Annotated in this window: 23 protein-coding genes; 1 reads left to right on the top strand and 22 read right to left on the bottom strand. The window is 62.1% G+C overall.

Annotation, left to right across the window (positions count from 1 at the left end; all coding sequences use genetic code 11):
• Positions 1-7: 7 nt before the first annotated feature.
• The 18 genes from hypF to KYT97_RS00795 form a co-directional block, all read right to left on the bottom strand.
• Positions 8-2,308, bottom strand: coding sequence for a carbamoyltransferase HypF (hypF, locus tag KYT97_RS00875; protein WP_219111591.1), 2,301 nt, complete (start codon positions 2,306-2,308; stop codon positions 8-10).
• Positions 2,305-2,574 carry a HypC/HybG/HupF family hydrogenase formation chaperone gene (locus KYT97_RS00870; protein WP_219112751.1) on the bottom strand — a complete coding sequence of 90 codons (270 nt, stop codon included), beginning with the start codon at positions 2,572-2,574 and terminating at the stop codon, positions 2,305-2,307. Before KYT97_RS00870 ends, hypF begins: the two co-directional genes overlap by 4 nt.
• Positions 2,575-2,576: 2 nt before the next feature.
• Positions 2,577-3,065: a hydrogenase maturation protease gene (locus tag KYT97_RS00865; protein ID WP_219111590.1), complete on the bottom strand. Its 489-nt coding sequence runs from the start codon at positions 3,063-3,065 to the stop codon at positions 2,577-2,579.
• A gap of 6 nt (positions 3,066-3,071) precedes the next feature.
• The gene (locus KYT97_RS31220; RefSeq protein ID WP_371851312.1) at positions 3,072-3,191 is read right to left on the bottom strand and encodes a DUF6893 family small protein; all 120 of its coding nucleotides are present in this window, start codon (positions 3,189-3,191) and stop codon (positions 3,072-3,074) included.
• Positions 3,188-4,603 carry a hypothetical protein gene (locus KYT97_RS00860; RefSeq protein ID WP_219111589.1) on the bottom strand — a complete coding sequence of 472 codons (1,416 nt, stop codon included), beginning with the start codon at positions 4,601-4,603 and terminating at the stop codon, positions 3,188-3,190. Before KYT97_RS00860 ends, KYT97_RS31220 begins: the two co-directional genes overlap by 4 nt.
• On the bottom strand, positions 4,600-5,238 hold the full coding sequence (locus tag KYT97_RS00855) for a DUF6084 family protein (protein ID WP_045067309.1): 639 nt from the start codon (positions 5,236-5,238) through the stop codon (positions 4,600-4,602). Before KYT97_RS00855 ends, KYT97_RS00860 begins: the two co-directional genes overlap by 4 nt.
• Positions 5,235-5,837 carry a DUF5947 family protein gene (locus KYT97_RS00850; protein ID WP_084702856.1) on the bottom strand — a complete coding sequence of 201 codons (603 nt, stop codon included), beginning with the start codon at positions 5,835-5,837 and terminating at the stop codon, positions 5,235-5,237. The genes KYT97_RS00855 and KYT97_RS00850 overlap by 4 nt, the downstream gene beginning before the upstream one ends.
• 14 nt (positions 5,838-5,851) lie before the next feature.
• The gene (locus tag KYT97_RS00845; RefSeq protein WP_172935603.1) at positions 5,852-6,742 is read right to left on the bottom strand and encodes a NifU family protein; all 891 of its coding nucleotides are present in this window, start codon (positions 6,740-6,742) and stop codon (positions 5,852-5,854) included.
• Positions 6,743-6,853: 111 nt separating this feature from the next.
• Positions 6,854-8,647, bottom strand: a complete 1,794-nt coding sequence (locus KYT97_RS00840) for a nickel-dependent hydrogenase large subunit (protein WP_045067307.1) — start codon at positions 8,645-8,647, stop codon at positions 6,854-6,856.
• A gap of 36 nt (positions 8,648-8,683) precedes the next feature.
• Positions 8,684-9,757 carry an NADH-quinone oxidoreductase subunit B family protein gene (locus KYT97_RS00835; RefSeq protein WP_033234895.1) on the bottom strand — a complete coding sequence of 358 codons (1,074 nt, stop codon included), beginning with the start codon at positions 9,755-9,757 and terminating at the stop codon, positions 8,684-8,686.
• Between the two features lie 164 nt (positions 9,758-9,921).
• Positions 9,922-10,716 carry a hydrogenase nickel incorporation protein HypB gene (hypB, locus tag KYT97_RS00830; RefSeq protein WP_219111588.1) on the bottom strand — a complete coding sequence of 265 codons (795 nt, stop codon included), beginning with the start codon at positions 10,714-10,716 and terminating at the stop codon, positions 9,922-9,924.
• Positions 10,717-10,718: 2 nt separating this feature from the next.
• The gene (gene hypA / locus KYT97_RS00825) at positions 10,719-11,048 is read right to left on the bottom strand and encodes a hydrogenase maturation nickel metallochaperone HypA (protein ID WP_219111587.1); all 330 of its coding nucleotides are present in this window, start codon (positions 11,046-11,048) and stop codon (positions 10,719-10,721) included.
• A gap of 156 nt (positions 11,049-11,204) precedes the next feature.
• Positions 11,205-12,899, bottom strand: a complete 1,695-nt coding sequence (locus KYT97_RS00820) for a cutinase family protein (protein WP_219111586.1) — start codon at positions 12,897-12,899, stop codon at positions 11,205-11,207.
• A 175-nt stretch (positions 12,900-13,074) separates the two neighbouring features.
• Complete coding sequence (locus tag KYT97_RS00815) at positions 13,075-14,193, bottom strand: alcohol dehydrogenase catalytic domain-containing protein (RefSeq protein WP_219111585.1); 1,119 nt, start codon at positions 14,191-14,193, stop codon at positions 13,075-13,077.
• Between the two features lie 29 nt (positions 14,194-14,222).
• Positions 14,223-15,626: a M16 family metallopeptidase gene (locus KYT97_RS00810; RefSeq protein WP_230590176.1), complete on the bottom strand. Its 1,404-nt coding sequence runs from the start codon at positions 15,624-15,626 to the stop codon at positions 14,223-14,225.
• A gap of 127 nt (positions 15,627-15,753) precedes the next feature.
• Positions 15,754-18,024, bottom strand: coding sequence for a polyribonucleotide nucleotidyltransferase (locus KYT97_RS00805; protein ID WP_033234900.1), 2,271 nt, complete (start codon positions 18,022-18,024; stop codon positions 15,754-15,756).
• A 427-nt stretch (positions 18,025-18,451) separates the two neighbouring features.
• Complete coding sequence (gene rpsO, locus KYT97_RS00800) at positions 18,452-18,721, bottom strand: 30S ribosomal protein S15 (protein ID WP_033234901.1); 270 nt, start codon at positions 18,719-18,721, stop codon at positions 18,452-18,454.
• Between the two features lie 157 nt (positions 18,722-18,878).
• On the bottom strand, positions 18,879-19,859 hold the full coding sequence (locus tag KYT97_RS00795; protein WP_045067300.1) for a bifunctional riboflavin kinase/FAD synthetase: 981 nt from the start codon (positions 19,857-19,859) through the stop codon (positions 18,879-18,881).
• Positions 19,860-19,976: 117 nt separating this feature from the next.
• Here KYT97_RS00795 and KYT97_RS00790 point away from each other — a divergent pair, with 117 nt between their 5' ends.
• Complete coding sequence (locus KYT97_RS00790) at positions 19,977-20,738, top strand: metal-dependent transcriptional regulator (RefSeq protein WP_033234902.1); 762 nt, start codon at positions 19,977-19,979, stop codon at positions 20,736-20,738.
• 19 nt (positions 20,739-20,757) lie between these two features.
• Here the strand turns inward: KYT97_RS00790 and truB are convergent, their stop codons facing one another.
• From truB to KYT97_RS00770, 4 genes are read right to left on the bottom strand one after another with little or no spacing between them, the layout of a single operon-like run.
• Entirely contained in the window at positions 20,758-21,681 is a 924-nt protein-coding gene (gene truB / locus KYT97_RS00785; RefSeq protein WP_045067298.1) for a tRNA pseudouridine(55) synthase TruB, read from the bottom strand.
• Between the two features lie 24 nt (positions 21,682-21,705).
• The gene (locus tag KYT97_RS00780) at positions 21,706-22,365 is read right to left on the bottom strand and encodes a 4'-phosphopantetheinyl transferase family protein (RefSeq protein ID WP_245005983.1); all 660 of its coding nucleotides are present in this window, start codon (positions 22,363-22,365) and stop codon (positions 21,706-21,708) included.
• Between the two features lie 14 nt (positions 22,366-22,379).
• Positions 22,380-23,303: a metallophosphoesterase family protein gene (locus KYT97_RS00775; RefSeq protein WP_138873123.1), complete on the bottom strand. Its 924-nt coding sequence runs from the start codon at positions 23,301-23,303 to the stop codon at positions 22,380-22,382.
• A complete protein-coding gene (locus tag KYT97_RS00770) occupies positions 23,288-24,706 on the bottom strand; it encodes an MATE family efflux transporter (protein ID WP_425332396.1) in 1,419 nt (472 codons plus the stop codon). Before KYT97_RS00770 ends, KYT97_RS00775 begins: the two co-directional genes overlap by 16 nt.
• Positions 24,707-24,711: the final 5 nt, after the last annotated feature.

Raw genomic sequence — 24,711 nt, 5'->3', positions numbered from 1 at the left:
CCTGACTTCATCGCGAACTCCCGACCAGCACTTGGCCGTACGCAAGACCACCGTCGTTCGGCGGTAACTCGTGGTGCGTCAGCGGGCGGAATCCAGCGTCTGACAGCAGTACCCGCGCCCGCGCCAGGAGTAACGGATTCTGGAAGACACCGCCACTCAAGGCAACGTCGTCGACGCCGGCTGCGGCGCGCGCTGCCTGCGCCCAGGTCACTACCAAACGCGCAACACTCTCGTGGAAGCGCGCACCGATCACACCTGCCGACACACCGTTCCGTAAGTCGTCAACCACGGAACGTATGACCGGACCGGGATCGGCGATCCACGACCCGCCGGCATCTTCGCGTTCACCGAACACGTAGTACTCACTGCCGCAGTCGATTCCCCGGGATATGCCTTCCAATTCGATTGCTGCCTGAGCCTCGTACTCCACACTTTGGCGGACACCGGCAAGTGCGGCAACGGCATCGAAAAGCCGCCCCATACTGGAAGTCTCCACACAGCCGAATCCCGTCTCCAACTGATGACCGAGGACGGAGCGTTCACGAGCCGGACACGCTGCAACTGGTGGAAGCTCACTGTCCCAGCCGATTCCCGCCGAACGCAGGTGCGACATCGCCATGCGGTACGGACGTTCCACGCCGGCGTCACCGCCCGGCAGCGCTACGTACCCGAGATGCGCTAGACGACGGAAACCTTTGTACGTGGCGAGCAGCATCTCCCCGCCCCACACCGCTCCGTCCGCTCCGTAGCCCGTTCCGTCGAAGGCCATTCCGATAACCGGTTCGGAGCCGTCACAGCCGTTCTCACCCATCACCGCGGCGATATGCGCGTGATGATGTCCCACAGTGCGCACCGGCCGTCCCGCCGCATGCCTTCTGGCCCACGCCGACGAGTGGTACCGGGGATGTTCGTCGCACACAACCTGACTCGGGGTGACGCCGGTAATCGATTCGAAGTGTGTCCGGGCCGCCGCGAACCCGTCCAACACGGCGACATCACCCATGTCTCCGATATGTTGACTCGGCCAGGCGGACGTTCCGTCGGCAATCACGAAGGTGTTCTTCAGATCTGCGCCCACCGCCAGAATCGGTGCGACGTCCAATGGCAGTTCGATCGGCAAAGGTGCATATCCGCGGGAACGGCGAAGCATCACTCGGCGGCCGTCGACTACACGCTGGACGGAATCGTCGCACGGCACCCGAATCGGGCGATCGTGGGTCAGGACACTGTCTGCCAGCGCGGACACTCTTTCCAGATCAGTGCCGCGGAACAGGATTGGTTCACCACCGAGGTTCGCCGACGTCATCACCAGCGCTGTCGGCCCAGCCGCATCACCGGGAAGACCGAGCAGGAGGTTCTGGATCGGGTTGTACGCCAGCATAATTCCGATATCCGGGATTCCCGGCGCGACCGAAGGCGCAAGGTCGTACTTCGACGCCTTGTCCACCAACACGATCGGGCGCGAGCATTCGGTCAGCGCCCGCGACTGCGTCTCGTTGACCCGTCCCACCGCGTACGCACCGTTGATATCTCGCACCATCACGGCAAGCGGCTTACCGCGGCGGCACTTACGAGCTCGTAGTTCCTGTACTGCCGACTCGTTTCGGGCATCACACGCCAGGTGATACCCCCCGATGCCTTTGACTGCAACAATCTTGCCGTCGCGGAAAAACTCTCGCGCCCGGTGTACGGCATTTTCGCCGTTCACGGGCACGGCAGCAGCATCTGCGTCTGTATCGACGAAGGTCAGGGTCGGGCCACACTGCGGACACGCAATCGGCTGCGCATGAAAGCGACGATTACGTGGATCGGCGTACTCGGCCGCGCATTCCGAGCACATCGGAAACCCGCGCATCGTTGTCGCTGCCCGGTCGTACGGAAGTTCCTCGATGATCGTGAACCGTGGACCACAGTTGGTGCACGTGATGAACGGATGCCGATACCGCCTGTTCCCCGGGTCGGCCATCTCGCGCAGGCAATCGTCGCAGGTCGCAACATCAGGCGGTGCCAACGTCCGCCCTGCCGTCGTCGTGTCCGTGTCCACGATCCGAAACCCGGCCCGCCCACACGCCTGAGCAGGCACGCACTCCACCGATTCGATCCTGGCCAACGGCGGCTGGCGCACCCGCAGTACTGTCGCGAACTCCGCGAGCGATAGATCCTCGCCCTCGAGGTCGATCACCACTCCTCGCGGCGAGTTGCCCACCGTGCCCGTCAGCCCCAATTCGGTTGCGAGTGAATACACGAATGGTCTGAATCCGACTCCCTGCACCACCCCCTGAACATGAAGTCGGATGGCGGTGATCATGGCTCGCCCCCGTCCTCGCCCGCGACCTCGGGGCGTGATCGACCCATCAGCTCCAAACCCGCAAGCGCCTCGGCAGCGCCGGTCGCGTCCACCTTCTCGACGGCAAAGCCCATATGGATGACAACCCAGTCACCAGCGCCGACTGTATTCTCATCGAGCATCCCGATATTCACCTTGCGCGCCGCACCTTCCACATCGACGAGCGCCAGTTGTCCGCCGTATCCGTCGAGCAGCGCCACGACGCGTCCAGGGATACCCAGGCACATGGTCATGCCCCCTGATCAGCGGTTGCGGCGTCCGCCGCCATCGACCTGACAAGGCCCATGACAACTGACGCGGCGCCGCTCACGGCAGCCTGAACCTGTGGTGTCAATCCCATCCCCTCGTCCACCGATTCGACGTGCGCACCAACGACAAACGTTCGCGGCGCTGTTCCACCGAGCGCCCGCAGACTGGAGAACACGGAGTTCGGATCCAACGAATGCGCGTCGAACCTTGCCGTGCTGTCATCCCTTTCGGCCTCCAGCTCGAATACCTCGACCGCGCCGGGTTTCCCGCTCGGCGGCAGCGCGTCGATCAGCACCAAGGCCTCCCACGCTTCCAGAAGGTCGTAGGCCAGGTGCACCCCTCGAATTCCGTAGTCCACCAACTGCACTCCCGCCGGCAGTTGCTCCTGTTGCAGCACCCGCACGACTTCGGGCCCGAACCCGTCGTCGCCGAGAAAGATATTCCCGACACCCGCAACCAGAACGCGCATGCGTGACTACATCTTTCGCATCCGTAGATACCGTTGAATATCCGGCATCGACACCACCAACACGACGGCCGCAGCGATCGCTGTTGCGCCGAGAAGTACCGTCGACAGCATTCCCATGCCCCTCATAGTGTGTTCTCCTCTCGATTGCTCTGCGTCTGCGCTCCGGGCACCGGTTCCACCTCGTCCGGAGCAAAATACAGATAGCGGCCGTACCAGTTGTGCAGGTCGGCCGCGGGATCGTCGAGCAGCGTCACCCCTACGTGAATGTCGCCGTCCACGTCTTCGTGGATGGTGGCAACGCGAGCGAGCTTGCCGTCGAAAAACAGGTCCTGAGCGTCGGCCCGCCGCGACGGATGCACGCGTACGGTGCTTCCCCCGGCTATCCGCACACCGCCCACCAAGATGCCGTCGATTCGCGGCGACACCCTCGTATCGGCCTCGGGCGACCACCAGTCGACACCGTCTGGCACTTCGGGAAGCATGGGAGCCGAGTTTCCCTGCGCGTCTTCCTGCCCGGCATGAGGATCACGAAGCACTCCGTGAAGGTCGGCAAACCCTTCGGGTGTCAGGGCCTCACAACGATCGATGATCTCGGCGGCTTTCGGATCTGTCGCCCGCGCCTGCGCTTTCTCCTCGTCCGTCATCGTCAGAATGCGCAGCGACAGGATCTCGTCGATTTCGGTGGAATCGAACAGCAATCCTTCACTTTGCCCCGCGATCACAGGAAAGTCGTACAGAATGATCGGCGATACCAGAACCGTGGTCGAGCGGTCCGGCAACGCTGGATTCGGGGTACCGGCCAACACCGGATAGCACCGATCTTGAATCAACGGGTATTCGTGTGTCTGCTCGTCATTCACGCTGAAAAGTGAGACGAACGACGGCGTATCGCACTGCATGATCACATGCGCCCCGAGCATGGAATACGCCGGCGCCGAATGCTTGTCGACGGCCACGATCGCGGTGGTGTTTCGAACATCCATCGACAACACAACCTGATCAGGCCTCCCCGACGCAGCCCGAAGATCAACGAGTCCGGACAGCGCAGCCCGGGTGCGCACAATGCGACCGATAGATGCGCCGGTCGCATCCAGGATCGGTTCGATCTCCGAAAAGGCCGGAACCTCGAAAGCCAGGCTTCGCCCTTCGCCAAGGTCCGTGAGCCGGTGCGGACCCGACTCGATCTCACATTCACTTGCTTCGTCCCACGAAATCCATTCGTGGTCACCGGAAGTCACGTGATGCACTGACTCCCAGCCGTCCGGATCGATACGTCGTTGGACTGTTCGGCGCTGAAGGTGGAGAAACCGCAACGTGACACGCAGATCGCCGGCATCCGCGGCCACGACGGCTTGGGCCGACATCCCTGATTGCTCACCGACACCCAACTCTGATGCCCCCGGTGGACCGAGCACACCGAACTGCCAGCGTGACTGGTTCTTTCCCGAGTTCGCCCGGTACGGGTAGAGCAGGTACCCCTCGTACAGGATCGCGTCGGCTACGGCTCGAACGTCATGGTCGACACCCGCGTGTGTCATTGCGGCACCTCGATCCCCGCCAAGAGCGCGCCGACCGTGGATTCCAAGTCGGTGTAACCGTGTGTGGCTTTGAACCGGGTGAGTTCGGCAATGGTGTCATGATCGAGGCGTACCCAACCCGAACCCGGGTAATGCGTCTCGATCATGTGCTTCCACGTGGCCACCGGCATCTCGTACGACGCCGATCTGTCCCACGGAATTTGCTCGACCGAGAATCCGCGACTGCCGTCGGTGAAGACGGTGCCGCTCAGTAGCACGACTACCGGCACCGTGCCGTCCTGCAGGGCATGCATGTACTTGGATGCGGTCACCGCGACGTCGTACGTACACGGCATAGGAAGATCGGCGACGGTGACTCCTGAGAACCCCTGGACCACCGTCGAGCATTCCATCCAGAGGAAGGTTCGTAGCGTACTCGACCAACGTTCACGCCGACCGAACAAATCGAGCAGCGCGTCTTCTTCAGATGCGGAGTACGGCCGTCGGTGTGGTTCGATCCGAACCTGTGCTCGCACGGCCAGCGCCCGGACAGGTGTTCCGGTGGACTCCGAAATCTTCAGTTTCACTACGAGATTGGGGGTCACCGCGTACGGGTCGACCATGATGTCCACGACGGAGAACTCCAAGGCGGTCATCGCGACCGTTCCTCGACTCTGTGGAAGAACTCCGCGATCTCGGTGTGCGCATCCTGGCCGCCGTCGAAACCGCGCCACACCTTCCGCAATCGCCCTACCAACTCGTAACAGGCGTCGATCGGCACAATGAAACATCGGGGAGCCACCTCGCCCGGAACAACGTGAACGATCAAGGCCTCGACGTCTGCTCGCATCGTGCTCGTTCGAGGATTCTCCCGCAGCACCGCCTCGAAAGCATCGATGGGTAGCTCGGATTCCGTGGCCCCCGCCGGACCGGGATAAAACGCGATGAATTTGTCCAACACGGAATTGCGGAAGAAGAACGCCAGATTCACCGGAATTTCCAGCGATTCCCATCGACCAGGGCCCAGCTCGAAATCGTCGAGTTCCTCGTATCGATCCGGAACTGCCTTGTACCGCAGATCAGCGTCCACCGGGGCAAAAAGCAGGTAACACGGTCGACAGACGCACATCAGGGCGCGCACCGAGACATCGACGACGTGCTGATGGTCCTCGCCGATGCCGACCGCGCACATCTCGCATCGCGGACCGGTTGGTACCGATCGCGCCGACGCTATTCTCGTGAGAACCTCTCCCACAGTGGATTTTGCCACTACATCACCGATACCTGAACGTCAGCTGCTGAACTTCCCGGTGCAGCGCTGCCAGGCACTGCCACCGACAGGATCCCGTCGCGAGGCAGAAGCGGCAGGGGCGCAAGATGTTCCGCCCCGGCATCAACACCGGCACGGGCATCGACGCGCGCGCCTGCAGTTCGGACGTCGTAGTGAGTGCCGCAGTTCGGACAGGTCAGCACCACGCCGCTACGTGCGGGTCGCCCCATCATTCGCTCCAGCATCGCCCCCGCCATCGAGCGATCACAGACCGGACAGTGATCGCGGTAGGCGTACAGGGTGTCGCCGAGCCTGCATACCAACAGATCTGCGCCTTCGACGCAAAAACCTGCCACCTCACCTTCGCCGACCTCGGCGAACTCCGGCACACCGATCCAGTGGCCGGCGGCGTCGTGGTGGATGTGCGAGAACAGCGACTGCGCCGAGATCACACCAGCTTTGGGCTCATGTTCGGTTGGGGTCTCGACCTCGATGCCGCTCGTCTCGGGCGCCGCAGCCGTCACGGCGTCCTGCACGGCCGATTCGAGCGTGACGGACGACGACGGACAACTGTTGCAGCTGCCGAGCAGCCGCAACCGCACCACACCATCGGTCACCTCGATCAATTCGACGTCGCCGCCGTGCGACCCGAGGTACGGGCGCACACTGTCCAGCGCCGTACGTATGCGGGTTTCCACGTCGTGCGGATGTAGGCCATGCACGAGCAGAAGGCTCGAGATCAGGTCGTCACGGGTCATCTCATCTACCATCGCGGAATCCGCAAGGTGCACAGTGCGTTCGAGAGCTGCGCCGTAGAGTTGCACTACTTCACGCACCAGTTGCTCTGCACGATCACGTGCTACCGGTCCGCCCCCTGCGCTGGCCTGCAACAGAGTTTCGATGCGTTCGCCCGCTCCACGCCAGTAGTCACCAGGCGGTGCACCGCTCGCGTTCTCACCGCGCTCCCTGTCACCGCGCTCCCTGTCACCGTGCACCACGGGCTACTCCCCCGTCACGGATTGTGTCGGCGAATGCAGTTTCTCGATGGTCTTACCGCCACCGAGATACATGTGAACGCCACACGGCAGGCACGGGTCGAAACTGCGGACTGTGCGCATGATGTCGATACCCTTGAAATTGTCCCGATCGTTCTCCTCGAAGATCGGCTGACCTTGCACCGCATCCTCGTACGGCCCGGGAGTGCCGTAGCTGTCACGCGGGCTCGCGTTCCACGGAGTTGGCGGGTACGGGTGGTAGTTCGCAATCTTGCCGTCCCGAATCACCATGTGGTGGGAAAGAACTCCGCGGACGGCTTCGGTGAAGCCGCAGCCGATACCCTCGTCCGGAACTTCGAACGATTCCCACGTCTTGGTCCGGCCGGCGCGAATCTCCACCAAAGCCTTCTCCGCAAAATGTAACGCCGATGCGGCCGCGTATGCCTGGAAATACGTACGTGCACGGTTCCTTTCGAGCGTGTTGCTCCCGTGTTCGGGGATGTGCCACTCGAGTGTGACCGGCCCCTTCAGCGCTGTCTTGGGCAGATTGATCTGCACGCTGTGTCCGGTGGACTTGACGTAGCCGATGTCGACCAACTCCGCCAGCGCCGTGCTCCACAAGCGGGCGAGTGCGCCGCCGCCGGTATCGAGAGCAAGATTGTCTTTGCCGTCGAACCATCGAGGCGACATCACCCAGCTGTACTTGTCCTCCAGATCACGCTTCTGCGGATGAGGGTTGGTGTGCTGATTCCAGGGGTGACGCCGATCCACCGCGTTACCGAGAGGGTCGGTCTCGACAAACATCTCCTGGTCTTTCCAATCCTCGTAATACGAAGAGCCCAGCATGATTCGGATACCGAGATTGATATCGACCAGATCGGTCGTGATCAGTTTGCCATCGACCACGATTCCGGGGGTCACGAACATCTTGCGTCCCCACTCGGTCATGTCCTTGTACTCGAAATTGCAGAATTCCGGATCCTGGAACGACCCCCAGCAGCCGAGGAGAGTCCGACGCAGACCTACCTTCTCGTAACCGGGCAGGGCTTCGTAGAAGAAGTCGAACAGATCGTCGTGCATGGGCACGACCTTCTTCATGAACTCCACGTAGCGCATCAACCGCGTCATGTAGTCGGTCATCAGTTCGATGGTGGCCACTGTTCCGACGCCGCCCGGATAGAGCGTCGACGGATGAACGTGACGGCCCTCCATCAGGCAGAACATTTCACGGGTCGAACGTGAAACCTGAAGGGCCTCACGGTAGAACTCGCCGGTGAACGGATTGAGAGTGCGCATGATGTCGGCGATGGTGCGGTAACCGTGCTGATCCTCGTGCCGGCAGCGGGTGTTCTCCGCCTGCGCCAGGACACCGGGATTGGTCTCGGACACCATCTTCTCGCAGTAGTCGACCGCAACAAGATTCTCTTGAAAGATGTTGTGGTCGAACATGTATTCTGCGGCTTCACCGAGATTTACTATCCACTCGCCCAGATGCGGTGGTTTTACGCCATACGCCATGTTCTGGGTGTAGCACGAGCACGTCGCGTGGTTGTCTCCACAAATACCGCAGATGCGACTGGTGATGAAATGCGCGTCGCGCGGATCCTTCCCCTTCATAAACAGGGAATAGCCGCGGAAGATCGACGACGTACTGTGGCATTCCACGACTTCCCGGTTCGCGAAGTCGATCTTGGTGTAAATGCCCAGACTTCCGACGATGCGGGTGATGGGATCCCACGCCATCTCCACCAGACCGTCACGATCCGCGGTAGAGGTGGGTTCGGGAACGATGGCCGTCATGTCAGTGCCTCCCAGTTTCGATGTATCTCGAGTTGTTCACCACGTGCGAGTGGCGCCGGTGAGCAACTTCGAACCCCGTTCGCGCCAATGCGGTTCCTTGTCCAAGGTGTGACCGGTGATCCGGCGCAGACTGTGAATCACGCTGCCGTACATACCCACAGCGGTGGACGAAAGCTTGCCGCCGGGTGGTTCGTCCATGAACGGCATGAATTTGTCCGGGAACCCCGGCATGGTGCACCCGATGCAGATGCCGCCAACGTTGGGGCATCCACCCACTCCGTTGATCCAACCACGTTTTGGCACATTGCATTTCACGACCGGACCCCAACAGCCCAGTTTCACGATGCACTTGGGCGAACCGTATTCGGTGGCAAACTCTCCTTGCTCGTAGTAGCCACCGCGATCACAGCCCTCGTGCACCGTCGCGCCGAACAGCCATTGTGGTCGCAGCGATTCGTCCAGTGGAATCATCGGCGCTTGATCAGTTGCCATGTACAACAGATAGGTCAGGGTCTCCGACAGATTGTCCGGTTGGATCGGGCACCCCGGCACACAGACGATCGGGATACCGGCCTTGGATTTCCACGTCCATCCCAGATAGTCCGGTACGCCCATCGCGCCGGTCGGATTTCCCGCCATGGCGTGAATTCCGCCGTACGTCGCGCACGTGCCGACAGCAACAACCGCAGTCGCTTTGGGGGTCAGCCTGTCCAGCCACTCACTGGTCGTGACCGGTTGCCCCGTCTCGCGGTTGTTGCCGAAACCGCACCAGTAGCCCTCGTCGTGCAGTTTCTCGTTCGGGATCGACCCTTCGACAACAAGGACAAACGGATCGAGTTCACCCCGATCCGCCTTCCAGAACCATTCCAGGAAATCGTCGGCGCCGCCCTCTGGCCCACACTCGAAGTCGATCAGTGGCCAATGCACCGCAACCTGAGGCAAGCCGGGCAGCGCACCGAGTGCAATCTCTTCGATGCTCGGCTGCGTGGCCGCGGTCAACGCCACCGAATCGCCGTCACAACTGAGCCCGGCGTTGATCCACAGAACATGGATGAGAGTTTCTTCCGCCTTCGCTGCTGCGGTGTCCGCAGTCGCATTCTGAGTAGTCATATCAGCCGCTTTCACGTGTGCGACGGCACCACTTGCTACACCGGGTCTGGTTCCACCGGATTCCTGCCGCCGGTATCGAACACCACCCGAGCCGATATTCGGCCCGCAACGTGGCACCCACTCATTTCATTAAGTACCCGAGCAGATCAGTTGTCAACGACAACTCAGGAAAGCGCCATTCGAGAGTCGATCCAGTCATACCACTGCGACAAACCCTCACCCGTCGTTGCCGACAAAACAACAACGCGCACAGCAGGATTCAGCGATTTTGCCTGACGGATGCATGCATCGACGTCAAATTCCACATAGGGAAGCAAATCGATCTTGTTGACGATGACGAGGTCCGCGACGGCAAAGATATGCGGATACTTCATCGGCTTGTCGGCACCCTCCGGCGTAGAAATTAGGACAACCTTGCCTTCCTCGCCGAGGTCAAAAAGTGCGGGACACACTAGATTTCCCACATTTTCGATCAAGAGAAGAGAATCGTCGAGAGGGCGATTCACGTTAATGGCACGATCGATCATTTCCGCATCCAGGTGGCAGCCCGCACCTGTATTCACCTGAACGACAGGAGATCCCGTTGACCGAATCCTCTCGGCATCGAGCGCAGTCTCCTGGTCGCCCTCGATAACGGCAACGGGAAATCGGCCGCGCAAGTCGTTGATCGTGCGAACCAGCAACGTTGTCTTACCCGCGCCCGGCGAACTCATAACATTGAGTGCGGCAATCCGGCGCCGACGCATCCACTCGCGATTGCGGGTGGCAACTTCGTCGTTCTTGGCGAGTACCTGTTGTTCCAGAACAACGGTCGTGCTGTGGGAATGTTCGTGACTGTGTGAATGATCGTGACTATGCGGGTGCTCGTGGTCGTGCGGGTGCTCATGATCCTGACTGTGCCCCGATTCACCGGAGATTCGCACCCCCGCGCCCTCACCGCAGCCGCACGTTGCGCACATGATCAGCTCACTTCCATCGACAATATCCGTAGTTCACGCCCGGCGAGGATATCGACGTCGGCGCTGCCACAGGGGCAGAGCAAGATCATGTCCGGCGGTGAGAAAACCTCGCCGCATTCCCGGCAACGCACGCTCGTCGCGATCTCGTCGATGCGCAGACTCGCGCCTTCGGCCTGAGTACCCGCGGTCACGACGTCGAAGCAGAAGAGCAGCGAATCAGGCACAACAGCACACAGTCGTCCCACTTCGAGTCGGACACCACATACGCGTCGCGCGCCTGCCTTCTCGCACACGGCATCGACCACACTCTGGGCAATCGACAGTTCATGCACGGCAGACCCGCAATTCACATGTGAAGGGACCGTACGTTCCACGATAGGGCAGAGCCATGGCTTAGAAAAACGGTGGCTTAGAAAAACCGTGGCATAGAAAAAGGCTGCGATCCGCATGTACATGCGGATCGCAGCCTGATGCTTGCCGGGGAGAGGCTACTGTCCCGTGGTCGGCGCCTTGGTTGTGGTCGTCGTAGACGTCACCGTCGTGGTGGTAGTGGCGGCCGCACTTGAACTCGCTGTCTCCGATGTCGGAGCACTCGAGACTGCTGCGCCCGTGGTGGGCACCACCGATTCGCTCGGTGTTGCAACTGCACCTGAGGTCTCGGAAACAGATCCGGCGACAGGAGCATCCGGCGACGTTCCCGGCGCGGTGGCGGAGTCCGTCGAACCTGTGGTTCCGGCAGGAGCCTGATTATCGGTGCCTTCGGCAGCGACATCGCCTTCGGCTGCGTCGTCAGCCATGTACGCGTCGACGGCAGCGACAAGCTCTACAGCCGTGGGCTTTGCCGTCGTATCGACGGGCTTACCGTCCTTGGCCTGCTGCGCGAGATACGTAAGCCACGCTGCTGCGTACTGCGCAGAAGTCAACGGCTTGCCGTTCGCGGCATCGGCGTCGCGCCAGTAGTCGAAATGATGTCCGACGTCTGGACCGAGTGTCATCTGGTACGGATCACTCATGATCACCGGGATCGTGTTCTGGTTGGTGGCGATCAGTCCGACGATCTCCTTGAAGAGCTTCTGCGGCAGGTACGCCAGCGGAGAGACCTTCTCGGCGGTAATCGAGTCTTCGTCGGCCACGGTGGTCACCGTGGTGGCCGTACCTGGCTTGTAGTCAGGATCCGATACCTTCAGCATCACCTGGAGGAAGGTCTCGTCACCCTTCATCCAATCGGGATCGGATGAAATGTCGTTGAATGCTTCGAAGACGATCTGACCGAGCACAACGGCAACGTTGATACCGGTGGTCGGGGTGAGTCCCTGGGATTCGAGATCGTCGATGTTCAGCTGGCGTCCGACGTTCGCAGCCAGGAGCAAGAGCGAAATATTGCTCGGAGCCGAGCACGTGAAGTCACCGTCGGAGCAGAACGAGGCGACTTTGCCGTTCAGCTTGCCGAAGCTGCCCGCCGTGTCGGGGAGGACGCCCTGACCTGGGGTTGCCGACGTGCCATTCTGGTACTTCGTGTCGAAATTGTCTGGGTTCGTGAACGGATTCTGGGCGCCGATGAACGTGCCGTCTCCCTCTTCACGTCCCGCATCCGCGAGCATGACCACACCGACAACCTTGTCCGGGTCTACCCCGAACTCGTTGCTTTCCTGATTTCCGATGTCCATGGCAACACGGCGGACGACGTCAGCACCCTCGCTGTACCCGACGATCGAGAACTGCGTCTTGGGGCATTCCTTCGCGATCGCACTCATCACGGATTGGGTGTTTGCCGCGCCGGCGGCAACGGCATCCTCGTACGACGCCATGTTTGCCGGGTATGCGATATATACGGCCGCATACGAACCTGGCTTGGTCGTGTTGACCGAACCGGCCGGATTGATCACCTGATCGACGCGGTCACTCGTGTAATCGCCTGACAGCGCGGCAGGTAGCGGCTTACCGTCCGCACCGAGCAGCATCTTGACCGTGTTCGCGTCCGGAGTGTCGTGCCGACCGGCAACTGCGATGCTCACCATGTCGTGGCATTCGGTGACCGACGACGTCAGTTGCGTCTCGATCGTGCTGGACTGCGGTGAGTCCACGGCTACCGCCACAGCTACCAGCGCTGCAACGCCGAGCGCTGCAGGCGCCAGTGCGCCCGCAAGTATTCGATGTCGTGAAAAGAACCCACGAACCGGCATATTTTCTCCCCAATCCACTTTCGGAAAACGTACGACCGACCCCCGGGGCGTCACGCAACGTCATTCGAGTAGTCGTCCAGTTCGGGAGAAGCGTTACATCGGATAACGATCTGCGAGGGCTATGCGTGCTCGATTCGGCCTGAGAGGCCATGCCCTCACCCGACAAAATCCCTGTTCAGTCGTGCTCTGAGTCGAAAATAATGACCTGTCGGATTGCTTTCCCGTCCGCCAGTTCGTCCATCCCCGAATTGACGTCGCTCAGCTCGATTCTTGACGAGATGAGCTTCTCGACCGGTAGCTTTCCGTCGCGCCACAATTGCGCGTAGATCGGGATGTCACGCGCCGGGACTGCCGAGCCGAGATAGCTGCCGATGACGGTCCGAGCTTCCGCGACCAGTCCGAGCGGCGAAATCGACGAACGCGCGTCCGGCGCGGGCAGTCCCACCGTGACAGTGGTGCCACCCGCAGCCGTGGCGGACACGGCAGTCTCGAACGCGCGAGCATTGCCCGCAGCTTCCACCACAATGTCTGCGCGCACACCACTCTCGGACAAACCGGACGGTGTGAAGACATCGGTCGCGCCCAGTTCGAGTGCCTGAGCCAGCTTCGACTCGAGCGCGTCGACGCCGATGACCGTCGCGACACCCAACGCTCGGGCCGTCAGAATTGCTGCCATACCGACGCCGCCCAAACCGACAACCATCACGGTGTCGGTGGAACGGGGTTTTGCCGCATTGAGTAGCGCTCCGCCACCCGTCAGGACTGCGCAGCCCAGCACAGCTGCAACATCCGCCGGTACGTCGTCGTCGACGGCCACCACCGACTTGGCATTCACGACAGCGTGCGTGGCAAATCCGGATACTCCCAAGTGATGCTTGACGCTCACACCGTCGCGCTGCAGTCGGTGCGCACCGCCGAGAAGACTGCCGTCGTTGTTTGCGGCACTGCCCACCGTGCACGGCATCCGGCCGTCGGTTGCGCAGCCGGCGCACTCGCCGCACCGAGGCAGGAACGTCATGACAACACGATCCCCCACCCGCAGGGCGTCCACGCCGTCACCGATCTGCTCGATCCGACCGGCCGCTTCGTGCCCCAGCAGCATCGGCACCGGGCGAACACGATTGCCGTCTACGACGGAGAGATCCGAGTGACACAGTCCGGCCGCCTCGATCCTCACGAGGATCTCACCGGGACCGGGAGCATCAAGTTCGAGTTCCGACACCGTGATCGGCATCGACGACGCGTACGGGCGGCTCCGTCCGATTTCTTCGAGCACTGCTCCACGAATCTTCAACTGCGCACCCTGATTTCGCTAGTTACCGATTATCGGACAATCCCACGCACTGACGCCGGCAGATCCCGGACACGTTTGTACGGACCGACCACGGCGGCGGCAAACGGCCGTGTCAGCAAAGTCTGTGCCACTTCGAGAACTTCTTCCGCAGTGACGGCGTCGATGGACGCCAATGTCTGGGCGACACTGCGATGGTTTCCGTAGTTGAGTTCACTGCGACCGATACGGTTCATCCGCGAACCCGAATCTTCCAGTGACAGAACAAGACTGCCCCGAAGCGCGCCCTTGGAGCGCGCAATCTCCGCGTCCGTGATTCCGCCTGCGGCCACCTGAGCGAGAACCTCGCGGATCACCGTGGTGACCTCACCCAGGTTTTCCGGCTGGCACCCCGCGTAGACCGAGAACGCCCCCGTGTCCGCAAAGGTGTCCACCCCGGAATACACGGAATACGCCAAACCACGCTGTTCCCGAATCTCTTGGAACAGACGCGAACTCAAGCCGCCGCCCACCGCGGTATTGAGCACAGACAGCGCCCACCGATGACCTTCGTGACGGCCGAAAGCCCGTACACCAAGCGCAAGATGAACCTGCTCGCTGTCACGATGCGTCAAACTCAGTTCCGGCATCGTGCGCAGACGCAAAGTTCCTTCACGGCGCGGTGCCGGCTTCACACCACGCTCGAGGTGACCGGCAAATGCGCGCTTCGCCAATGTCACGACCTGCTTGTGGTCGACGTTTCCGGCGACGGCAAGAACCATCCGCTGCGGCGTGTACCGGCGCACGTGGAAGGAATGCAACTGATTGCGGGACATCGACTCGATGGAATCCACGCTGCCGATGATGGGGCGACCCACCGGGTGGTCACCGAACAGAGCAGTCAGAAACGCGTCGCCGAGGAGATCCTCCGGATCGTCGTCGCGCATCGCGATCTCTTCGAGGACCACTTGCCGCTCGACATCGACGTCAGCGGACCGGCACCGGCCGCGCAAAACGACATCGGCGACAAGATCCACGGCCATCGGCAGATCTTCGTCGATCACATGCGCGTAAAAGCACGTGTGCTCCTTGGACGTGAACGCGTTGAGTTCTCCGCCCACTCCGTCCATGACCTGCGCGATGTCGAGCGCTGTCCGCGACGGCGTCGACTTGAACAGCAGGTGCTCGAGGAAATGGGCCGCGCCGGCAACGCTGGGCTGCTCGTCACGCGATCCGACGCCCACCCAGACGCCGACCGACGCACTGCGCACACCCGGGATGAACTCCGTGACGACGCGGAGTCCGCCAGGCAGAACTGTCCGCTGGACTCCGGATTCGGGAAGAGCGTCGATCGGAGTTGCGAGTGCAGTACTGCGGCTGCGCGTCTTCTTCGCAGCATTCTTGGCAGTTGTCGTGCCTGAGGTCTTGGCAGTGGTCTTGCCTGGGGTCTTGGCCATGAAAAAGTTCAGCAGTCCTCGGTGCGGAGAATGATCAGGTCCGGAAAGTATGTGTCTACAGACAGTACAGATGCGGCCCCGCACGGAAATCCGCGCGGGGCCGCATCGAACAAACCGAGAAGAAGTGCTACTCGGAAGCAGCCTCTTCAGCAGCCGGAGCGGCAGCGTCGTCGTTGCCCTCTTCCACGGGGATCAGCGAGATCTTGCCGCGAGCATCGATATCTGCGATCTCGACGCGGATCTTGGATCCGACGTTGACCACGTCTTCGACCTTGGCAATACGCTTGCCACTGCCCAGCTTGGAGATGTGTACCAATCCGTCGCGACCCGGCAGGAGCGAGACGAAGGCACCGAAGGCGGTGGTCTTGACGACCGTGCCCAGGAACCGCTCGCCGACCTTGGGGAGCTGCGGGTTGGCAATGGCGTTGATCATGTCGATCGCGGCCTGTGCAGACGGTCCATCGGTGGCGCCGACGAACACGGTGCCGTCGTCTTCGATGGAGATGTTGGCACCGGTCTGCTCGGTGATGGAGTTGATCATCTTGCCCTTGGGGCCGATGACCTCGCCGATCTTGTCGACCGGGACCTTGATGGCCGTCACGCGAGGTGCAAACGGGCTCATCTCGTCCGGGGTGTCGATGGCCTCTGCCATGACCTCGAGGATCGTGGTACGAGCATCCTTGGCCTGCGCGAGTGCGCCGGCGAGGACCTTGGACGGGATGCCGTCGAGCTTCGTGTCCAGCTGCAGAGCCGTGACGAAGTCCTTGGTACCGGCAACCTTGAAGTCCATGTCACCGAAAGCATCTTCGGCGCCGAGGATGTCCGTCAGTGCCACGTAACGGGTTTCGCCGTCGACCTGGTCGGAGACGAGGCCCATGGCGATACCGGCAACCGGAGCCTTCAGCGGCACACCGGCGTTGAGCAGTGCAAGCGTGGAAGCACACACGGAGCCCATCGAGGTGGAACCGTTGGAGCTCAGCGCCTCGGAGACCTGGCGAATCGCGTACGGGAACTCTTCGACGCTGGGCAGAACCGGCATGAGTGCGCGCTCGGCAAGTGCGCCGTGACCGATTTCGCGACGCTTCGGCGAACCGACGCGACCCGTCTCACCGGTGGAGTACGGCGGGAAGTTGTAGTGGTGCATGTAGCGCTTGCTGGTCTCGGGGCCGAGCGAGTCGACCTGCTGAGCCATCTTCACCATGTCGAGTGTGGTGACACCCAGGATCTGGGTCTCGCCGCGCTCGAACAGTGCGGAACCGTGTGCGCGCGGGATGATCGCAACCTCGGCGGACAGCGAACGGATGTCCGTGACGCCGCGGCCGTCGATGCGGAACTGATCGCGCAGGATGCGCTGGCGAACCAGCTTCTTGGTGAGCGAGCGGAACGCTGCTCCCAGTTCCTTCTCGCGGCCTTCGAAGTTCGGTGCAACCTGCTCGAGAACCTCGACCTTGACCTCGTCGGTCTTGTCGTCGCGTTCCTGCTTGCCGGCGATTGTCAGTGCGGCATTGAGCTTTTCGGACGCAGCAGCCTCGACGGCAGCAAATACGTCGTCCTGGTACGCCGGGAAGACCGGGTAGTCACCCGTAGGCTTTGCAGCCTTGGATGCCAGTGCTGCCTGCGCAGCGCACAGACGGGCGATGAACGGCTTGGCAGCCTCGAGGCCTTCGGCGACGATGGTCTCGGTGGGAGCCTGAGCGCCGTCGGCGATCTTCGCGATGACGTTGTCGGTGGCCTCGGCCTCGACCATCATGATCGCGACGTCGGCGTTGTCACCGCTGCCGGAAACGACGCGGCCGGCGACGACCATGTCGAACACGGCGTTCTCGAGCTGATCGACCGTCGGGAATGCAACCCACTGGCCGGCCTTGTTGTCCTCGGAGACGATGAGTGCAACACGCACGCCACCGACGGGACCGGAGAACGGCAAGCCCGCGATCTGCGTCGACGCGGATGCGGCGTTGATAGCCACGACGTCGTACAGATCCTGCGGGTTGAGGCTCATGACCGTGACGACGACCTGGATCTCGTTACGCAGACCGTCGACGAACGACGGGCGCAGCGGCCGGTCGATGAGGCGGCAGGTCAGGATCGCGTCGGTGGAGGGACGTCCCTCGCGACGGAAGAACGAGCCGGGGATGCGGCCCGCTGCGTACATGCGCTCTTCGACGTCCACCGTCAGGGGGAAGAAGTCGAAATGCTCCTTGGGGTGCTTGCTGGCGCTCGTGGCGGACAGCAGCATGGTCTCGTCGTCCAGGTAGGCAACGACGGCACCGGCGGCCTGCTGAGCAAGGCGTCCGGTCTCGAAACGGATGGTGCGGGTACCGAAGGACCCGTTGTCGATCACGGCGGTGGATTCGAACACGCCTTCGTCGACCTCTACTACGGAATTCTCTGTCATCTTTTTCTCTTCACTTCCCTCTCGTCTTCGCCGTACCCGCGCGGGCGTTCCCACCCTCCTGGTGGAAACTGCGCACCGAGGGACGTCCCCCTCTTGAATTGCAGAGGTTCCTACGTGCGAACTGGTCTCTGCTTCGGGACGTCACTGACGTTCGGGGCGGCCGTCGATCGAAGTCCGCCGGAACCGCAGGGCATTCGCCCGGTCCGGAGAACCACTACCGACAACCGACACCACGTTCTCTGATGCATACGGTGTGCTGACTTCGCACTGCACCAACTGTGCAAATGCGCCGACAGCGGAAACTGCCTTGCGGCAGCTAACGCCGAAAGCCAGCGAAGCCCAGTATATGCGTGGCTTCGCCGGCTAACGGAGTGTTCGGCAAACCGGAGCCTGCCGTGTTGCTTTCGATCAGCGTCGTGACAAAAATCTAGCGACGCAGGCCGAGGCGCTCGATGAGCGCACGGTAACGAGCGACGTCCGTCTTTGCCACGTACTTGAGCAGACGACGACGACGACCGACCATCAAGAGCAGTCCACGACGTGAGTGGTGGTCATGCTTGTGGGTCTTGAGGTGCTCGGTGAGATCGGTGATGCGCTTGGTGAGCATTGCCACCTGAGCTTCGGGCGATCCCGTGTCGGTCTCATGCAAGCCGTACTCGCCGAGAACGGCCTTCTTTTCTTCCGTGGTCAATGCCACTTGATTCACTCCTGTGATGACGTTTGCGTGAAAGGAACTAGATCGGACGCGGCCGCCGCAAACCGCAGCACACACCGAGAGAAGATTCTACCAGGACCGTTGCGATCGATTTACCGGTCGACGGCAAGTGTGTCAGCCGACACTCTGTTCCCAGGCGTCAGCCGACACTCTGTTCCGAGTCGTGATCCAGAATTTCACGAGCGCGCTCGACATCGCGATTCATTTCCGCGATCAGCGACTCGATGGAATCGAACTTCTCCATCCCGCGGATCCGCGCCACCAGGTCGACGGCGACATGTTGTCCGTACAGATCTGCGTCGGCGTCGAGAACAAAGGCCTCGACGGTGCGAGCGCGACCGGAGAATGTCGGATTGGTGCCGACGGACACTGCCGACTTGTACCGCTTTCCCGGTACGAGTGTGCCCAACTCCTCGTCTGCCCCCAGAACGCTGAACCACGCCGCGTAGACGCCGTCGGCCGGAATAGCCGAGAACACCGGAGGCGCGACGTTTGCCGTCGGAAATCCGAGCTCACGGCCACGCTTGTCGCCGTGCACCACAACACCTTCGACGCGATGCGGTCGACCGAGCGCCTCGGTTGCCGCGGCCATGTCGCCGGCGTCGACGCACGAGCGAATGTAGGTCGACGAGAACGTCACCGCATGCTCGGCGAGCAATTGGACACCGTCGACGGCAAATCCGAATCGATCGCCCATTTCGCGAAGCAGATCGACGTTACCCAGGGCTTTCTTGCCGAACGTGAAGTTGTCGCCCACGACAACCTCGGCAACGTGCAGGCGCTCCACGAGGATTTCGTGGACGTACCGCTCCGGAGTCAGCTTCATGAAATCCGCGGTGAACGGCATGACGCAGAAGACGTCGATGCCCAACTCTTCGGCCAATTCCGCACGACGCGCCAGCGTCGTCAACTGAGCCGGATGACTACCCGGTCGCACAACTTCCATGGGGTGCGGATCGAACGTCATGAGCACACTGGGAACCCCGCGCTTTCGCGCCGCGGCTACTGCCCGGGCAATTAATTGGGCATGCCCACGGTGCACACCGTCGAACACACCGATAGTGAGCACACAACGACCCCAATCGGCCGGAACTTCGTCGAGACCACGCCACCTCAGCACGAAAGGCAGCCTACGGGGCGCACCGTCAGTAGTTTCGGTTGGACCCGCCGAGCGGTCTGCCACTGCACTACGTCGCAGGTACGGAACTTCCGCAATTCGTAGCCTAAGCTAAGTGTCGTGGCAGCTCACAAGACTGGACCCTCCGATACACACTCTGCACCGGATGGTGCCGCCGAATCCGGCGACGCGGATTCCCACCCGGACGGATCGATCGACACGCTTGCACTGTCCTCGGTCGCGCAGGACTACCTGAAGGTCATCTGGACCATTCAGGAGTGGTCACTCGAACGCATCTCCACGAAGTTGCTGTCCGAGAAGATGGGCGTCTCCGCCTCCACGGTGTCCGAAGCCATCCGCAAACTGTCCGATCAGGGTCTGGTCGATCACGCCCGATACGGATCGATCGCGTTGACGGACACGGGCCGGGCGGCAGCTGTCTCCATGGTGCGACGCCACCGATTGCTCGAAACGTATCTCGTTCACGAACTCGGCTACGGCTGGGACGAGGTTCACGACGAAGCCGAAATTCTCGAGCACGCCGTCTCCGACCTGATGATCTCGCGCATCGATGCCAAACTCGGCTTCCCCGAACGCGATCCGCACGGCGACCCCATCCCGGCCGCCGACGGGTCGATTCCCACTCCCCCGGCGCGCCAGCTCAGCGACTTCGCCAACGGTGAGCGCGGGCGGGTTGCGCGTATTTCCGACTCCGATCCGGAGATGCTTCGCTACTTCGATTCCGTCGGCGTCACACTCGACGTCGAGATCACCGTGGAGGAGCGTCGCGATTTTGCCGGCACCGTCTCCGTACGCTTGGGCGACAACCCCGACTGTATAGATCTGGGAAGCCCTGTCGCCCAAGCCATCTGGCTGGTCTGATCAGCCTGGTCCGGAGTGACTAGTCTTGGCGCAGTGTCGCCGGGCGCACGACCATGACCGAACTCGCACGCTTTCCCTTTTCCTGCAGCAGGGCAATCGTATGGCCGCTGGGATCGATGGCCGCGTAGACACCTTTGAGCCCGATCGGTTCGAGCCACCGCCCCTGGCTGATGGCTTCGGCCTCGGCCACTGTGATCTGACGGTGTGGGAACGCAGTCTGGGCGGCCTGGTCGATATCGAGACTCACGCCGGGAGCCTCGGCGAGATCTTCGAGCGTGCGCGCGTGTTCGAGAGTGAACGGTCCGACGCGCGTACGACGCAGTGCCGTCAGATGACCGCCGACACCCAACGTTCGCCCGAGATCACGCGCCAGCGAACGAATGTAGGTACCCGACGAGCACTCCACGTCGACGTCGAGGTCGACAAATCCGCCCTCGATGTCGCGTCGGGCAAGAATCTCGAACGTCGACACCGTCACCGGACGCGCGGCAAGTTCGACGGTTTCACCGGCTCGCACCAGAGCGTGAGCCCGCTGACCGTCCACCTTGATGGCGCTGACACTGGCCGGGATCTGCTCGATGTCACCGGTCAGCGTCGCCACTACTGCGGCGATCTCCTCATCCGTCACGGCCGACGCATCCGCTGAGGTGAGTACTTCACCTTCCGCGTCGTCGGTGGTCGTCGACGCACCCAACCGGATGGTCGCCGAATACGCCTTGGTGGTCAGTGCCAGCAGGCCGAGCAGTTTGGTGGCACGCTCCACGCCGAGAACCAGCACACCGGTTGCCATGGGATCAAGCGTTCCCGCATGGCCGACCTTGCGGGTATTCAACAGCTTGCGGCACCGGGCCACTACGTCATGGCTGGTGAGGCCTGCTTCTTTGTCGACGATCAAGATTCCGGCGCCGACAAGTCCGGAGGAAGGCTTTTCGCGAGCTGACACGGGTCTCGATTCTGCCAGCCGGACTCACTGCACCGAAATTGCCGTCAGGATCAGTCCGTCGGACACCATCCACCTACCGTCGAATTCGGTGAGCGGCGCACCGGACGTCGTCTCCCCCGGGACCAACAACTTGGATCGGAACGTGCCGGACGTATCCGATTCGGATTCGAACGTGATGTGTGCGTCCTCGAACCCCAACCACCGTTGTGTCAGTGGGAACCACGCCTTGTACGTGGCTTCCTTGGCGCAGAACAGGATTCGATCCCAGTGGACGGGACCGTCGCCGGCCTGCTCGCCCAGCCAGGTTCGCTCGTCCTCGATGCTGACGGCCGGAAGCACCCCGTCCGGCAACGGCCCGTGGGGTTCGGCGTCGATACCGAGCGAACGAACCTGCATCGAGTACGCCAGCACCGCGCCGCGATATCCTTCGCAGTGCGCGAGGCTGCCGACAACGCCTTTCGGCCACAACGGCGCTCCCCGCTCCCCCCGCATGACGGGGGCCGCCGGGACACCCAGTTTCCCCATGGCGGTGCGGGCAAGATTGCGCGTCGTCACGAATTCGCGACGACGCTTCTCCACCGCACGGCCGATCAGCGCCTCTTCGCTGGGATGCGGGACAAGTCCAGGCGGATCCTCGAACGCCTCGGCAATCGCGATGCCGCCGGGCAGAATCTGTTCGATCACGTGTCGGTGCCTTTCTAGCGACCCGAGCGCATACGCTCGACTTCGGCTTCCTGCTCCGGCGTCACCTTGAAGTGGCCGCCCCATTTGTTCAACGTTCCCGGCGGGTACTCCGGCACCGGCAGAATCTGCCGCAACAGTTTCTCGGGCAGGCCGCGCCGACGCCACTCCCGTGGGTATCCGAGCGACACTTCCTCGAAGCGGACGCCGTCGTAGTAGGTGGTTCGCGGGATGTGCAGGTGCCCGTAGACCGAGCACACGGCGTTGTATTTCACATGCCAGTCCGCGGTCAGCGTCGTACCGCACCACAGCGCGAATTCCGGATAGATCAGCACGTCAGTCGGTTGACGAACCAACGGAAAGTGATTGATCAGCACGGTCTTCGTACCTTCGGGCAACGCGTCCAGACGCTCCTGCGTGTACGCGATGCGGGCACGGCACCACGCGTCGCGGGTTGCGTACGGCTGCGACGACAGCAGAAATTCGTCGGTGGCGACGACATTCTTGTCCCGCGCGATCTCGAGGCCGTGTTCCTTGTCTCGCGCCCCGACGGGCAGGAACGAGTAGTCGTAGAGCAGGAACATCGGGACGAGCGTCACCGGACCGTCTTCGCCCTCCCACACCGGGAACGGATCCTCGGGCGTGATGACGTCGATCTCGCGGCACATGTTGACCAGGTACTCGTACCGCGGAGCGCCGTGAATCTGCACCGGGTCCTTGGCCGTGGTCCACAGTTCGTGGTTGCCGGGAATCCAGATGACCTTCGCGAAGCGCGAGCGCAGGAGCGTGAGCGCCCAGCGAATATCGTCGGTCTTCTCCGACACGTCGCCGGCCAGGATCAACCAGTCGTCCGGCGAGTCCGGGAACAGTTCCTCCGTCATCGGCTTGTTGCCGTTGTGACCGACATGAATGTCGCTCACTGCCATCAGCTTTGCTGCCACGATCCCTCAGCTTCCTCACTCGAACGCTCGACTGCATGTGCAGTTGTCTCGGTTCCCGTCACAGCCCACTTTCCCGACAGCGCACGCCAGGACACCGCAATCATCCGCAGTACGACAAACACGGTCAGGCCCGCCCAGATTCCGGCCAACCCCCAGTCGAAGGCCAGCGACATCCAGATTGCCGGCAGAAATCCGACCACCGCACACGCCATGGTGGCATTTCTCATGAAGGTCACATCACCGGCGCCGAGGAGAACCCCGTCGAGGGCAAACACCACTCCCGCGAACGGCATGATCGCGACGAAGAACCACCAGGCGATCGACATCTGCGCAAGCACCTCGTCGTCTGCCGTGAACAGTTGCGGGATCACCGAGTGCCCGGCGGCAAACAGAACGGCCAACAGCACTGCGAAGACCGTCGACCACACTGTGATCCGCCACGCCATTTTCTTGGCAGCAACCGCAAATCCGCCTCCCAGCGCGGCCCCGATCAGCGTCTGCGCGGCGATCGCCAATGAATCGAGAAGCAGCGCAACCAGGTTCCACAACTGCAGAACCACCTGATGCGCGCCCACCACGGCTGCTCCGAATCGCGACGCAACCGCCGCAGCCGACACGAAACAGGCTTGGAAAGCGAGGCTGCGGAGAATCAGATCTCGGCCCATGACCATCTGCGCGCGCATGATCGACACACGTGGTCTGACCGAGACTGGTTCGCGGAACAACGCCCACGCGAACAAGATGCCGGAAATACTCTGACCGACAAGATTCGCAACCGCCGAACCTTCGAGTTCGAGGCGCGGCGCACCCCATAATCCGTGAACCAGGATCGGGCACAGAACTGCCGAAATCCCCAGTCCCACAAGAACGAAGCGCAGCGGACGGATCGTGTTCTGCAGCCCGCGCATCCAACCGTTGCCGGCGAGGGCTACCAGAATGAGCGGCACACCCAGCACCGCGATGCGCAACCAACTCTCGGCCGCATCCGCGATATCGGAACCGCCCGCCACCGCCGACGTCAACGGCCCGGCAATCGCCTGCACCACCGCCACCAACAGCAGCCCGATCACCAACGCCAACCACGTTGCCTGAACACCTTCACCGACCGCCTCGCGATCGCGGCCGGCGCCGTGCAGTCGAGCCGCGCGAGCGGTGGTTCCATACGAGAGGAACGTCAACTGAGTGCTCACCAACGACAAGATGAGCCCGCCCACCGCCAGACCCGCCAACGGAAGGGCTCCGAGCCGTCCCACGACTGCGATGTCGAACAGGAGATAGAGCGGCTCGGCTGCCAGCACACCTAGCGCAGGCAACGCCAACCCGAAGATACGACGGCCGGTCACGTCGACCTCGGCGCCGGGATTTGTCGCTGTTGCAGGCGCAGGACTATCGGATGCGGTCACGATCG

It is taken from the genome of Rhodococcus globerulus, assembly GCF_019334125.1.
GTDB classification, from domain to species: domain Bacteria; phylum Actinomycetota; class Actinomycetes; order Mycobacteriales; family Mycobacteriaceae; genus Rhodococcus_F; species Rhodococcus_F globerula.
Note: the sequence above shows the minus strand (reverse complement) of the source record. Positions and strands in the feature narration are given on the sequence as shown.